At 36.7% G+C, this 14499-nt stretch carries 12 protein-coding genes; 11 read left to right on the top strand and 1 reads right to left on the bottom strand.

Going from position 1 to position 14499, the window contains the following annotated elements; genetic code table 11:
* Positions 1–16 precede the first annotated feature (16 nt).
* The 11 genes from RNZ47_RS06270 to RNZ47_RS06320 all read left to right on the top strand — a co-directional run bounded on the left by RNZ47_RS06270 (position 17) and on the right by RNZ47_RS06320 (position 13952).
* Positions 17–1108 (top strand): DUF695 domain-containing protein, encoded by a 1092-nt coding sequence (locus tag RNZ47_RS06270; RefSeq protein WP_311937893.1) that lies wholly within the window; start codon positions 17–19, stop codon positions 1106–1108.
* A 340-nt stretch (positions 1109–1448) separates the two neighbouring features.
* A complete protein-coding gene (locus RNZ47_RS06275) occupies positions 1449–1790 on the top strand; it encodes a DMT family transporter (RefSeq protein WP_311939050.1) in 342 nt (113 codons plus the stop codon).
* 439 nt (positions 1791–2229) lie between these two features.
* Positions 2230–2604, top strand: a complete 375-nt coding sequence (locus tag RNZ47_RS06280) for an effector-associated constant component EACC1 (protein WP_311937895.1) — start codon at positions 2230–2232, stop codon at positions 2602–2604.
* Between the two features lies 1 nt (position 2605).
* Positions 2606–4525, top strand: a complete 1920-nt coding sequence (locus RNZ47_RS06285) for a caspase family protein (protein ID WP_311937897.1) — start codon at positions 2606–2608, stop codon at positions 4523–4525.
* A 605-nt stretch (positions 4526–5130) separates the two neighbouring features.
* Entirely contained in the window at positions 5131–6270 is a 1140-nt protein-coding gene (locus RNZ47_RS06290) for a DUF2891 domain-containing protein (protein WP_311937898.1), read from the top strand.
* 89 nt (positions 6271–6359) lie between these two features.
* Positions 6360–9590: a S41 family peptidase gene (locus tag RNZ47_RS06295; protein WP_311937900.1), complete on the top strand. Its 3231-nt coding sequence runs from the start codon at positions 6360–6362 to the stop codon at positions 9588–9590.
* Positions 9591–9602: 12 nt separating this feature from the next.
* Positions 9603–10832, top strand: coding sequence for an Nramp family divalent metal transporter (locus RNZ47_RS06300; RefSeq protein WP_311937901.1), 1230 nt, complete (start codon positions 9603–9605; stop codon positions 10830–10832).
* Positions 10832–11572, top strand: coding sequence for a 5-oxoprolinase subunit PxpA (gene pxpA, locus RNZ47_RS06305; RefSeq protein WP_311937903.1), 741 nt, complete (start codon positions 10832–10834; stop codon positions 11570–11572). The genes RNZ47_RS06300 and pxpA overlap by 1 nt, the downstream gene beginning before the upstream one ends.
* 5 nt (positions 11573–11577) lie before the next feature.
* The gene (gene pxpB / locus RNZ47_RS06310) at positions 11578–12282 is read left to right on the top strand and encodes a 5-oxoprolinase subunit PxpB (RefSeq protein WP_311937905.1); all 705 of its coding nucleotides are present in this window, start codon (positions 11578–11580) and stop codon (positions 12280–12282) included.
* Positions 12266–13150 (top strand): 5-oxoprolinase subunit C family protein, encoded by an 885-nt coding sequence (locus RNZ47_RS06315; protein WP_311937907.1) that lies wholly within the window; start codon positions 12266–12268, stop codon positions 13148–13150. Before pxpB ends, RNZ47_RS06315 begins: the two co-directional genes overlap by 17 nt.
* A 64-nt stretch (positions 13151–13214) precedes the next feature.
* Positions 13215–13952: a DUF6503 family protein gene (locus tag RNZ47_RS06320; protein WP_311937908.1), complete on the top strand. Its 738-nt coding sequence runs from the start codon at positions 13215–13217 to the stop codon at positions 13950–13952.
* Here RNZ47_RS06320 and RNZ47_RS06325 read toward each other — a convergent pair.
* On the bottom strand, positions 13939–14451 hold the full coding sequence (locus tag RNZ47_RS06325) for a histidine phosphatase family protein (RefSeq protein WP_311937910.1): 513 nt from the start codon (positions 14449–14451) through the stop codon (positions 13939–13941). The genes RNZ47_RS06320 and RNZ47_RS06325 overlap by 14 nt on opposite strands.
* Between the last annotated feature and the right edge of the window lie 48 nt (positions 14452–14499).

Consider the following 14499-nt stretch of genomic DNA (forward strand, 5'->3'; position numbering starts at 1 on the left):
ATAATTAGAATATAAAATGAGTTTTTTTAAAAAGTTTTTGGTAAAAGATAAACCTATAAAATCGTATTCCGATTTCTGGGATTGGTTTGTTCAAAATGAAGGCAAATTTCATAAAGTGATAAAGAACCAAGGAGATATTAATAAGGTTTTTTTCAGCAAACTAGCTCCAAAATTAAATGAATTGAAAGATGGCTTTTGGTTTTTAACGGGCATGTACGATAACGATATAGCTGAATTGATTCTAACGGCAGATGGAACGGTTAAAAATATTGTTTTTGTGGAGGAATTGGTTGATGCCGCTCCAAAAATTAATGGTTGGAAAATTACGGCTTTAAAACCACCGTCTAAGGCAAATACTTTTGCTATTGAAATGGGAGGCTATAAATTTGATGAAACCACAATGAGTTTTTATTCGAATGAATTATCAGGTTTTCCAGATGAAATTGACATTACTATTACTCACAAAGACTTAATGGAAGAAAATAGGAGCGAAATCACAAATGGGGTTTATTTATCCTTAGATAACTCATTAGGAGAACTTAAATCAATTTCACTTATTGATAATTTGAATGTAATTAATACAAAAGATGCTTTAAATGATTTGGTTCCAATCGACAAACTAAATGATTTTTTAATTTGGAGAGAAAAAGAGTTTGTTGAAAAATATGATGGTATAAGATATAATACCGATAAAGATAATTTCACGGGACTGGAAGCTAAATTAAAAAACGGACTTCCTTTAATTGCTATTGTTAACGCAGATTTGCTTTCCTGGGATAGCAAAGCATCTCATCCTTGGATTGCCGTTTTAGAAATTGAATATGATGGTAAAGAAAACAAAGGAATGCCGAATAAAGTGGATTATGATTTAATGAATAATATCGAAGAAGAAATACTTTTAAAGCTTAAAGATTTTGATGGTTACTTAAATGTTGGAAGGCAAACCGCGGAAAATATTAGGGAAATTTATTTTGCATGTACAGATTTTAGAAAACCTTCAAAGGTTTTTTACGAAGTTCAATCTAAATATGCCAAGGACTTTAGAATTGAATTTGATATTTATAGAGACAAATATTGGCAATCTTTTGAAAGGTTTATATCCAATTAATATAAAAAATACGTTTTAGTGTTTCTAACAACAATAGGCCTAAACGTCCATGTTTTAGAAAAAATCATCCTTCGCCACCCGCGCTACCGTACGAATCCTTTCGTGTGGCATCTAATTTTAAGCTACAATTATAAACTATAAAATAGATGAGCGGAAATTACAAATTCCATAATCCTGAAGACAATGCAAAAAAACGGGGAATTAATAATTATATTTATATTTTTTCGATTTAAAGTTTGGTTTAAAAAGTTAAATTGAATTTTGGCGACCGTTTGCTTTTAGCAAACGATGATAGTTACAAGGAGATTATGTTTTTTTTGGTAAAAATTAAATTATGAGTATAAACTGGATATTATTGGTTATTGGCGGCGTTTTTGAGACCGGTTTTGCCATAAGCTTAGGAAAAGCACAGCAAACTTCGGGTAAAGAAATGTGGCTCTGGCTATTGGCGTTCATTGTTTGCGTAAGCATTAGCATGTACCTTTTATTTAAGGCCATGGGTGGTGAAGCCGCAATTCCTGTGGGTACTGCCTATGCTGTTTGGGGTGCTATTGGCGCAATAGGTACTGTTATTGCAGGCATTGTATTGTTTAGTGAGCCTATAACATTTTGGCGAATATTTTTTCTTACAACACTGGTTATTTCAGTAGTAGGGCTACAATTGGTCGGTGCGGAAAAATAAGTCAGATTTAATGGGAATTGCTATTTACAGATTCAATTAACCGTTTCCCCCCGCAACCGCTAGTCTGTGACCAGTGGCGGAAAAAATGAACTAGAGTAAATTATATAAAGTAGCTACTATTCGAAATTTAAAACTTCAAAGTATTTCGAAAATCACAAAACCCATAAACTCCAAAACAACCATAACCATTGGGTTTAAAAATATAGCTAGCAAATATGTGCGTTAGGGATTGAGGCATTTGTTGGAGCTCGCCGACGCAGGAGGAAGCGACTGCTGAAAGCCCGACCCCTTTTGGGGGTAACGCCCAAAACCTTTCGAACAACAAGTGTTTCATGTAAACTTCTGAAAAACACGTAGGTACTTTAAAAATCGCGAAACATTTAACTGCATATCTGAAATAAATTCTATAAATTTGGTTTACAGCCAAAAAACAATAATTATGGAAAATAAACAGATAGAAGTTATTCTGAATCCATCTTCAGATTTTTTTGATGAAAACGATCAGCGATGGTCACAACAAAAAAATTTACTTGTCCGTGATTTGCAAGGAAGAGCCACAAAAGTCGAAAAGAAATCAGAGCCTATGGACGGTATGAAAGGCGGATTGGAAACCTTAATTATCACCCTAGGCCCTGCAGTAATAACAGGAATAGTAGATGTGGTTAAAGCGTGGTTGGCTAGGGATAAGTCTACCAAAATTGAATTATCGGCAAATATTAACGGAAAAACGGTTTCGTTTACCGCCGATGCCAGCGGCGTTGACAAAAATACGCTTAAAGAATTCCTTGAACAAGCCATAGAAAAAGCTTCGTAATATGAGTGTAACCTATAAAGCTATATTGATAGGGAACAGTGAATATCCTGAAGATCCGCACGAATTAAAAAAGCTTAATGGGCCCGTAAACGATGTCAAGATATTAAAACAGGCGCTTTGTAATCCTGAAAAAGGATTGTTTAAAGAAGAGCATGTTGTTGAACTTATAAACGCAACATCTGTAGAAATGCTTGCAGCTATGGAGGATTATTTCAAAAATCTAACTTATAACGATCAATCGTTGTTTTATTATAGCGGGCACGGGTTGCACAACATCATGAATAGGTTGTATTTAGCCGCTAAAAACTCAAAGAAAGACTCCTTGATTTCTACAGCGATATCAGATAACACCATCAACATGTTACTGGAATCTTGCGGAACCAGAAAGCATATTTTAATTCTCGATTGCTGCCACAGCGGCTCGTTTAAAGGCGGGGATTTGCCACAATCGTTACTTGGTGAAGGCCGTTTTGTTATAACCAGTTCAAGTTCGGAAGAATTAACGGCCGATACCAATAAACCTGATAGCCCAAGTCCTTTTACAAAATACCTTACCGAAGCGCTCTTAGCAGATGAAATAGATAGAAATCAAGACGGATATGTGAGCATTAATGAGGTTTATGAGTATATCTATCCAAGAATCAATAAAGAAACCAAGCAGCGGCCCCAAAGAAAGTTTGGAGATACTTCCGGTGATCTCCCGCTTTGCAGACGGAAACCTTTACCTAAAAAAGAATTGGATGCGATAAAAGAGAAAGACAAAACCATGAATCTGGGCAGTGGGAAACCCCGATTGAACGTATCTGAACAAAAAATTGACCACCTTGGTGTGGCATTTGACGAGGACTTGCTGGATGAAATTATAGACGTGTTTAATGAAGGAAGCGGTAAATTAAATTGGGCCGCAACTTGTGATGCCGATTGGATTGATATTGAAAACCATGACACTTACATTAAGCTAAAGTTAACCCCAAAAGTAGGCATGAACCGTGGTAGTATTCGTGTGAAAGATAAAAATGGCGGCGGCTCCAAAACTATACGTGTTACGGTTGAAAAACTAAAAGAGCCCGCTAAAAAAATGCCGGAGCCTGAAATAGTAAATAATATAGATACTGAAAAACAAGAAGCGACTGTTTTAAAAGATAATTCTTCGGCCACATCAACAAAACTCTTGGTTTCTTTCAAGGATGTGAAAATGCGGCACATCAATCAAGCCAAAGCCATTGTGGATAACTCTGAACAATCGGGGTCAATCCTTGTGTTTTCAGACCGCATAGTATTTGATGGAGAAATTAAAATCACTATAACGGATATTGATGTGTTGGACTACTATCCACAAGATATCAATCCGGGTTACACCTATAACTATATGGGGGTTTCGGGGAATTATGATGGTGTTAAAAAAATGATGTATTTCTATAATTTTAGTTGGTTTGGTGCCGGACAAACCTGGAAAATGGCGGAACAGATACACCACTTGATCAAGAATAAAAAACTGACCGTTACTGCAAACTTTAAAACACATATTAACGATAATCAAAGCAATCAAAACACTACATCAAACTTACAACCGCCACAAAAGCCCACGATTCCGCCACAGCAAAACAGCATTTACATGCCCGGGTCTTGGAACATTTATATTTACCAATTTGGGCAACAAATCTCTTATTTAAACCTCTATTTTAACGTTGGTGGAGCATTAAGCGGCACCCAGCAAAGTGTTGATGGGTTTTCGCAAATAAGCGGTACTTGGGGGTATAATCCGCTCAACAAACTGTTAACATACAATGTTATGGTTTCTTTAATGAATGGCTCAATACCAGACCATGGCAGTGTAAGCCTGAAAATGGAGGCAAATGGCAATATTTCTGGAACCGATCTTTTGGGTAGGCAATGGACGCTACAAAAAACAGGAAATTAGCAATCTTGTTTCTTTGTTTACTGTTTAGAATTTTTAGATAGAGAGGGTTGGTTGGGGCGAAAACCTTAATCTTTATTTTAAGAGTTGAATGAGTTTTATTAGACTTTCTATTTTTATCTCTGACTTAAAGGCTATGATTAGCATCATTGCTATTAATCCAAATTGCCACCAAGTCCAATTTGGTAGAGGGACTTTTAGATATTTTAATTTTTTACGACTCATACTTTGGTTTTCAATCAAATATAAAATTTAAATTAAATATCTTAAAATTAGATTGTTAACAGCATAAAGTTTTGGTGTGTATAAGATTAAATGAAGAAATAGATGAATATAAATTTATAAAAACGAAATCATAATTCAATTATATTGCAAACATAAACATAAACAAATAAAATCAAAATAAAATAAGATTTAACAAATCTTCAATATTTTGATTGATGCAAATTTATTGTTAATAACTTTCTAAATTTTTTTATATAAAAAAACTAATTACCCAACATTAGCGCTCGTTATTAAAGCACCATATTTCCTGATAGAATCGCCATCTATTTTCATAATCATAAATTGTTTTTCAAAATTTACCAACTAACTGTTATATTTACGATATGAAAAGATATATCGTACTGCTATTCGTTGTTTCAACTGTAAGCTGCAACAACTCGAAAGAAAAACAACAACCTGCTGAAACCAAAACAGAACTGGTTTCAGCATCGCAATCCAAACCCATTTTAGGCATTCCAAAACTGGACTTAAAAGGTGCAAATACCTTAGCACAATTACCGATGCATTGCATCAATACCGAATATCCAAACAAACTCAACCAAACGATTGGTAACGATGACGATTTAAAATCCCCAAGCGCATTGCATCCTGCGTTTTATGGGTGTTTCGATTGGCATTCGTCCGTTCACGGGCATTGGAGTTTGGTGAGTTTACTCAAACAGTTCCCGGATATTGATAATGCTGATGAAATTAAAAATCAACTTCTCAATAACATTTCAAAAGAAAATATTGAATCCGAAGTGCAATATTTTTATGGCAAACACAACACGTCTTACGAGCGTACCTACGGTTGGGCGTGGTTGCTTAAACTCGCCGAAGAATTGCATACTTGGGACGACGAAACCGCACGAACCCTTGAAACCAATTTACAACCGTTAACCGATTTAATTGTTGGAAAATACATAGAATTTCTTCCCAAATTAAATTACCCAATAAGAGTTGGCGAACATACAAATACCGCTTTCGGGTTGTCTTTTGCTTACGATTATGCTTCAACCGTAAATAACGAAACACTTAAAAACCTGATTGCACAACGCGCTAAAGATTTTTATTTGAAAGACGCCGGTTGCCCAATAACCTGGGAACCCAGTGGTTTTGATTTTTTATCGCCGTGTTTAGAGGAAGCCGCTTTAATGAAGCGTGTGCTATCAACTGAGGATTTCAAAGTATGGTTGCATGAATTTCTTCCGCAGTTAAAAGATAGAAACTTCAAACTCGAAACAGGAAAAGTGTCCGACAGAACCGATGGAAAATTGGTGCATTTGGATGGCGTTAATTTTTCGCGTGCATGGAGTTTAAATAAAATTGCCGAAGGATTGCCGGAGTACAATCATTTAAAAAACATCGCCAATCACCATATAAATTATTCGTTGCCAAGTATTGTAGGCGACAGTTACGAGGGCGGTCATTGGTTGGGAAGTTTCGCTATTTACGCGCTTAATTCCACAGTCAAAATCAAATAGAATCTCAATATTATGTTAAAGCCATTGCAAACAACAAGTATGTCTTTAATTTTTTATATTTTTCTTCATTAAACTAATTAACTAAACAAATGAAACCATTTTCTTTAATGCTTTTGGCATGCAGTTTTTTGTTTGCCAACGCCGTATCTGCACAAAACCCGATAGTAAATTCACCAGCTTTAAATGCCGATGGCACGCAAATAGCCTTTAATTTTCAGGGCGATATTTGGACGACAAATATAAACGGTAAAAACGCAAAACGATTAACCGTTCACGAAGGTTACGATACCAATCCGCTGTGGAGCGCAGACGGAAAAACCATTGCGTTTCAGAGCAACAGGTTTGGAAATTATGATGTTTTTACCATACCTTCAAATGGCGGATTGTCACAACGAATTACGTATCATTCAACCACCGATAATTTAACGGATTACACAAATAATGGTGATATTTTATTTTCAACACGACGGAATTTTGCCCAAGTTGAACGCGAATACGAAACGCATAAAGTAAGCGATAAAGGCGGAACACCACATAGGTTTATGAGCACATTAGGCTTCGATTCCAAATTATCACCCAACGGAAAATTTATTGTTTTTGTAAAGGGAAATTGCAGAATCCAACGTGAAGCGTATCGTGGTTCGGCAAATAGGGATTTGTGGTTGTACGATATTAAAAATGATAAATACACACAACTAACCACTTTTGATGGCAACGATTTTTATCCGCAATGGGGCGATAACAATACCATTTATTTTCAATCGGCACAAAGCGGAAAATATAACGTACACCAACTTAAGATTTCTGATACGGGCGCGAAAGAAGGACCAATAGAGCAGGTGAGTGCGTTTAAGGATATGGGCATATTTTCTTTTCATGTGAGTAGAAACGGAAATGCTATAATTATGGCTCAAGCCGATAAGGTTTTTGTAATGGATACGGCAACCAAATCCCAAAAAGAAGTAAACATTGATATCGCTTCAGATTACAGGTTCGATCCTGTGGAGCGCAAAACATACACCAACAGAATTGGCGAAATTGCCGTATCGCCAAACGGAAAATACAGTGCGTTGAATATTAGAGGCGAAGTATTTTTAAGGGAAAATGATAAAGATAAAAGCCGAACGGTAAACGTTTCAAATTCATCGTACAGAGACAGAATGGCCACTTGGGTTAACGATAGCACCTTGATTTTTATTTCGGATAGAGACGGACAGAATGATTTGTACGTGGTAACTTCCGATGATAAAAAAGAATCAAACCTCTTTAAAACCTTAAAACATCGGGTTGAAAGAATTACAAAAACCAAGGAAAACGAAAGTAATTTGGTAATGTCTCCTAACGGAAAACAATTGGCATTTCAAAGAGGTCGGGGCATGCTTGTGGTTGCGAACATAGATAACTCCGGAAAAATTTCAAACGAAACCATTTTGCTTGATGGTTGGGATGCCGCCGATAACGTGTCGTGGTCGCCAGATTCCAAATGGTTGGCGTACAGCTTGAGCGATCTGGATTTTAACAGCGAAATTTATATTCATAAAGCCGATAACTCCAAAAAACCAGTGAACATTTCGATGCATCCAAAACAAGATTATGGTCCGGTATGGAGTGCCGATGGAAAAAAATTAATGTTTTCATCCAATAGAAATAATGGCGATTACGATGTTTGGTTTACTTGGTTAAATAAGGCAGATTGGGAAAAAACAGCTGAAGATTGGAAAGAAGATGATGATGATGACAAGAATAAAAGCAAAAAGAACGACAAGAAAAACGACGATGACAAAAAAGATAAAGATGCGGTTAAGGACATTGTAATCGATTTTGAAGACATCCACGAGCGTCAAATACAGGTTACTTCGTTTACGGGCGGCGAGTTTGGTAGAGCATTTTCAAAAGACGGAAAAACCATTTACTACACTACGGGCAATGGCACCAGAGGCAATCCCGATACCGAATCCGATTTGTTTAAAATTTCATGGGAAGGAAAAGACAGAAAAGCCATTACAAATGGGAATAAAAGACCTTCCAATATTGTGGTAGACAATAAATATTCAAATTTGTACATGACCAGCGGATTTGGTAGTCTTTCAAAAATTAATATGTCGTCTGATAAAACTGAAAGCCTTCCTATTTCAGCGCGATTGAACGTGGATTACCACGAAGAATCAAATCAAATATTCGAGGAAGCTTGGAAAGCACTTAACGATGGGTTTTACGATCCCAATTTTCATGGTCGCGATTGGAATGCCCTAAAGAAAACCTACAAGCCTTTGGCTATGGACGCTTCCACCAGAATAGATTTCCAAAACATGTTCAATTGGATGTTGGGTCAGGTAAATGCAAGTCACATGGGCTTCCGTTCTGGAGAATCTCGCGAAGATTTGCAAAGACAAAGCACCGGTTTGTTAGGCTTGGAGTTTACGCCCAATAACAACGGAAGTTTAAAAGTTGAAGCGGTAATTGGCGACATGCCTGCCGATAGAAGCATGAGTAAAATACGTGTCGGCGATGTGGTTACTGCCGTAAATGGCACTAAACTTACTAAAGATTTGAATGTTTACAGCTTGTTGGAAGGCACTGCAAACGAGAAGATTTATTTAGATGTTAACCGAGGAAATAACGCCGTTGAAGTCGTAATCAGACCTACAAGTAGCAACCGTTTTGAAAACTATAAAGCTTGGGTAAAAGAACGTAAACGCCTGACTGAAAAATACTCGAATGGGCAGTTGGGTTACATTCATATTCAAGGGATGAACTGGACGAGTTTCGAGCGTTTTGAGCGCGAACTCACCGCTGCCGGTTTGGGCAAAAAAGGACTGGTGATTGATGTGCGATTTAACGGTGGTGGTTGGACAACCGATTATCTTATGGCGGTTTTAAACGTAAAGCAACACGCTTATACGGTGCCTCGCGGCGCTGCTGGAAATTTAAAAACCGAACATACAAAATTTAAAGAGCATTATCCGTTTAGCGAGCGTTTGCCTTTAGCGGCTTGGACCAAACCATCTATAGCGCTGTGTAATCATACCAGCTATTCGAATGCCGAAATATTTTCGCATGCGTACAAAGCATTGAATATTGGTACTTTGGTTGGCGAACCTACTTTTGGAGCGGTTATTTCAACAGGTTCGGCTCGATTAATAGACGGCTCTAGCGTTAGAATGCCGTTTAGAGGTTGGTATGTAAAATCGACTGGCGATAACATGGATTTTGTACCGGCAGTCCCGGATATTTTAGTGCTAAACAATCCAGATGATAAAGCAAACAACCAAGACACACAACTTAAAAAAGCAGTGGATGAATTGTTAAAGCAACTATAGATATAAACTTATATGCAAAACTGGTTTAAAAACATTGGTCCCGGGCCATTAGTCGCCGCTGCGTTTATTGGACCGGGCACCGTAACCGTTTGCACACTTGCTGGCGTGGGCTTTGGGTATGCCTTACTTTGGGCGATGTTGCTCTCCATTATAGCAACCATTGTTTTACAGGAAATGGCTGCAAGACTGGGGATTATTTCACAAAATGGATTGGCGCAAGCCATTAGAAGTGAAATTAAAAACCCCATATTAAAAACGCTAGCTATTATTTTAATACTGTCTGCCATTGTTATTGGTAATGCCGCTTACGAAGCTGGAAATATAAGCGGTGGCGTTTTAGGTTTAGAAACTATTGTTGGAAATTCAAATGTTGACATGGCAGGAATTTCAATTAATTTTCTGAGTATTGCGATAGGCATTATTGCTTTCGTTTTGCTTTATTTAGGGAATTATAAAATCCTTCAAAACGCATTGGTTTTTCTTGTGATTTTAATGAGTTTAGCCTTTCTGATTACGGCTATGATTACCAAACCCAATATTTCTGAAATTTTAAACGGCGTATTTATCCCCAAGTTTCCAAAAGATAGCATGTTAACAGTCATTGCTTTAATTGGAACAACCGTTGTGCCTTACAATTTATTTTTACATGCGTCTTTAGTGAAACAAAAATGGCATAACGAATCAGATTTAAAATTCGCAAGAAAGGATACTTTGGTCGCAGTTGTTTTAGGCGGGTTGGTTTCTATGTGTATCATTATTTCGGCCGCATCCATTCAAATCCAAGACATAAATAATGCGGCAGATTTAGCCAAAGGATTAGAGCCGTTATTCGGGAGTTTTGCAAAATATTTTTTAGCTATAGGTTTGTTTGCTGCTGGCATTACCAGTGCCATTACAGCGCCATTGGCAGCGGCTTATGTGGCAACGGGCTGTCTGGGTTGGAGCACCAATATGCAATCTAAAAAGTTTCGAGCAGTTTGGATAATTGTTTTGCTTGTTGGTGTAATATCCGCTTCATCAGGAATAAAATCAATAGAAATTATAAAATTCGCCCAAGTTACCAATGGCATCCTATTGCCCATTATTGCTGGTTTTTTAATTTGGGTTATGAATAAAAAATCTATTTTGGGAACACATGTAAATAATGTAAAACAAAATATTTTCGGGATTATTATTCTAGGAATTAGTATCTTACTATCGTTAGCTACGCTTAACAAAGTGTTTCAATTAAACCTCTTTTAATGCAAAATTACAAGATTGATATCAATGTAGATTTGGGTGAAGGCATTGGTAACGAATCACAATTAATGCCTTACATATCAAGTTGTAATATTGCCTGCGGAGGTCATGCAGGTGATGTTGAAACTATGCGAAGCGTTGTACGGTTGGCAAAAAAACACGGTGTAAAAATAGGAGCGCACCCCTCGTTTCCAGATAAAGAAAACTTTGGAAGAGTGGCCATGAAAATGCCTTCAGTGGTGTTGTACAAATCGATAAAAAAACAGATTCGCGATTTATTGAATGTTTTAAAAGAAGAGCACGCCAGATTGCATCATATTAAACCACACGGTGCCCTTTACAATATAGCAATGGTTGACGAAAAGACTGCAAAAATTATCATTGAAGCGATAAAGAGCATAGCCATTCCCGTAAAATTATACGTGCCCTATAAATCGGTAATTGCCGATGTGGCGATTAAAAATAACATCGCTATTATCTATGAAGCTTTCGCCGATAGAAATTACAACGACGATTTAACCTTGGTTTCCAGAGATAAAAGCAATGCACTGATTTGTGACGATGTAACCCTGTTTAACCATGTGTATCGCATGATTTCCACTGGAAAGGTTAGAGCTGTTAACGACTCGGAAATTGCCATAAAAGCGGATACATTTTGTGTTCATGGCGATAATACCGAGGCTGTAAACCTGGTTAAAACCCTAAGGAAAAACTTGGAAGCAAAAGGGGTGAAAATCATGTAATTTTTATGGCCTTTAACCTTGTATACAAACGCTATGGAGAACGTTCAATTTTGATTGAATGGCCATCTGTAATCGATAAAAAAACACTGTTTGATGTATTGGCTTTTAAAGATAAAATTTTAGAAAACAATATTAAATCTGTCGTTAATATAACTCACGCATATAATTCATTATTAATTACTTATGAAAAAAATATTATAGATTTTGAATCTCAATGCTCTACCTTAAAAAAAATCTATAATCAGAATGCAACTTATGAGCAACCCAAATTTAAGCAATGGAAAATTCCGGTGTGTTATGATGCTGTTTTTGGTATTGATTTAGAGCAGATGTCTAAGGCTAAAAACTGTTCAAAAAGAGACATTATTAAGCGGCATTCGCAAGCTGTTTACACCGTTTATTTTATCGGTTTTTTACCCGGATTTTTGTATTTGGGAGGTTTGGATGAAACGCTTTATTTTCCTCGAAAAGATACCCCGAGATTAAAAATCGAAAAAGGGGCTGTGGCCATTGGCGGTCATCAAACTGGGGTTTATCCGAATGAAAGCCCTGGCGGTTGGAATATTATCGGGAATACACCCATTCCTTTTTTCGACGTAAAAAAAGAGAATCCGTGTTTTGCATCATCCGGAGACCGTATAGAGTTTTATCCAATTTCATTAAATAAACACCACGAAATTAAAACACGTGTTGATGCGGGCGATTATTAATTGGAAAGCGAGGTCATCTATGGTTAAAGTCATTAAAACAGGGTTTTATTCAAGTATTCAGGATTTAGGTCGTTTCGGTTTTCAGCATTACGGCGTGCCATATTCCGGAGCTATGGATCGTTATTCGGCAACCATGGCTAATGCTGTATTGGGCAACGATGAAAATGCAGCGGTAATTGAAATGACGATGACGGGCGCCACACTTCAATTTTATGGCAATGCAAACATTTGCATTTCTGGAGCAGATATGTCGCCAAAAATCAATTCAAACCAAGTCCAACTTTATAAAAATATAGCTGTGAAAACCGGAGACGTTTTGTCTTTTGGAAAACTGAATTATGGATTTAGATGTTATTTGGCGATTTCGGGTGGTTTTAAAACCGAAAAAGTCATGCGCAGCAGAAGTATGTACAAAGGCATTACCAATTCGTTTAATCTGCGTATAAATGACGAGTTGCCGTTTTCGGATTTTATCGAAATTAATTCAAAGCATGCTCGAATTAAAATAAATGCCAATCATTTTAATGCAAATGAAATCGAAGTATATAAAGGGCCGGAATTCGATTTGCTTTCCAAAGAACAACAAGAAAAACTGTTTTCAAAACCATTTAAAATTTCAAAAGAAAATAACCGAATGGCTTACCAATTGGAGGACACTTTGGATAATAGCTTGCAGCCCATAATCACCTCGTTGGTGCTTCCGGGAACGGTGCAACTAACGCCTTCTGGAAAACTTATTGTTTTAATGCGCGATTGCCAAACTACGGGCGGTTATCCCAGAATTTTACAGTTAAAAGAATCATCGATTAGTGTTTTGGCGCAAAAGTTTACGGGGCAAAACATCAGCTTTAAACTTCTGGAATATTAAGAAAATTTTATAACGGTAATTGGTAAGTTGTGCGTAGTTTTACGACAGAGATTAAAAGCAAAAAATGAAAAAACACTTTCTACTTATTACGGTTGCCATGTTCTTTTTAAGTTGTGAAAAGGAAAAGGAATTCAGCGCACAAGAAATCATTGATAAAACCATTGAGGTTACCGGAGGCGATAAAATTAAAAACGCCACCATCGCATTCGATTTTAGGGATAAACACTATAAAGCAACGCGAAATAATGGGTTGTTTAAATTGGAAAGAACGTTTAAAGATTCTATAAACACGATCAGGGATGTCCTGTCAAACGAGGGTTTTCAGCGATACATCAATAATGAAATCGTGAAGGTTTCAGATACTATGGTTCCAAAATACGCGGCTTCGGTGAATTCGGTTCACTATTTTTCGGTTTTGCCTTATGGGTTAAATGATGCGGCCGTTAACAAAAAATATATTGAAAAAGTTAATGTGAAAGGCAAGCCGTACCATAAAATAGAAATCACTTTTAATCAAGAAGGTGGAGGAGAAGATTTTGAAGATGTTTTTGTGTATTGGGTAAACGCTGAAAACTTTAAAACCGATTATTTGGCCTATTCGTATCGCGAAAACCATGGAATAGGATTGCGGTTTAGAGAGGCTTATAACGAGCGTTTTGTAAATACAATTAGGTTTGTGGATTATAAAAATTATAAATCTAATGACACAACGGTTTCGGTTTCAGATTTAGATGATTTATTCGAAAATAACAAGTTGGAATTATTATCTAAAATAGATTTAGAAAATATTAGTGTAAATTAACGGTTAGCACTTGATCTGCAATTTTCCCATCAATTATGGTAACCATGTATAAGTTACCGTTGTTGCTGTCATCAATGTCTTCGTGTTTTTTAAAACCTAAAATTTCGTTTACAAACATGGGTGTTGTATTGCTATGCCCAACAACGAGGACGGTTTTTCCTTTAGTATCGTTTAAAAAGATTTTCTTGTCGAGTTTATAAGGATTGTAAAGCGTTAATTTCAGTCCGTTTTTTGTAGCGGTTGGCAGTGCCGTTTCTTTGGTTCTTTTGTAATCGGTTGAATAGACGGCATCAAATTTTATATTTGAGAATACATCACTCCAATTTAGCGCACGTTTTTTGCCGGCTTCGGTTAAATGCGGATCTTTGTTTGATTGGTCACTACGATCTTTTTCAGCATGTCGAATAAAATAATAGGTAGACGTTTCTGCGGCTGTTTTTTCTTGTGAAAACGTTAACGTTGACAGTAATGCGAATGTGAAAAGAAAGAAATATTTCATCGGTTAAATTTTGAATATTCTCAAATATAAAAGTTTTAAACGACTTGT

Source organism: Hwangdonia seohaensis, assembly GCF_031932625.1.
Taxonomy (GTDB): domain Bacteria; phylum Bacteroidota; class Bacteroidia; order Flavobacteriales; family Flavobacteriaceae; genus Hwangdonia; species Hwangdonia seohaensis.

Coding starts and splice junctions, on each gene's coding strand:
- RNZ47_RS06295 (WP_311937900.1), top strand. CDS start 6,360: ATGAAACCATTTTCTTTAATGCTTTTGGCATGCAGTTTTTTGTTTGCC.
- pxpA (WP_311937903.1), top strand. CDS start 10,832: ATGCAAAATTACAAGATTGATATCAATGTAGATTTGGGTGAAGGCATT.
- RNZ47_RS06285 (WP_311937897.1), top strand. CDS start 2,606: ATGAGTGTAACCTATAAAGCTATATTGATAGGGAACAGTGAATATCCT.
- RNZ47_RS06290 (WP_311937898.1), top strand. CDS start 5,131: ATGAAAAGATATATCGTACTGCTATTCGTTGTTTCAACTGTAAGCTGC.
- RNZ47_RS06280 (WP_311937895.1), top strand. CDS start 2,230: ATGGAAAATAAACAGATAGAAGTTATTCTGAATCCATCTTCAGATTTT.
- RNZ47_RS06325 (WP_311937910.1), bottom strand. CDS start 14,451: ATGAAATATTTCTTTCTTTTCACATTCGCATTACTGTCAACGTTAACG.
- RNZ47_RS06270 (WP_311937893.1), top strand. CDS start 17: ATGAGTTTTTTTAAAAAGTTTTTGGTAAAAGATAAACCTATAAAATCG.
- RNZ47_RS06300 (WP_311937901.1), top strand. CDS start 9,603: ATGCAAAACTGGTTTAAAAACATTGGTCCCGGGCCATTAGTCGCCGCT.
- RNZ47_RS06315 (WP_311937907.1), top strand. CDS start 12,266: ATGCGGGCGATTATTAATTGGAAAGCGAGGTCATCTATGGTTAAAGTC.
- pxpB (WP_311937905.1), top strand. CDS start 11,578: ATGGCCTTTAACCTTGTATACAAACGCTATGGAGAACGTTCAATTTTG.
- RNZ47_RS06320 (WP_311937908.1), top strand. CDS start 13,215: ATGAAAAAACACTTTCTACTTATTACGGTTGCCATGTTCTTTTTAAGT.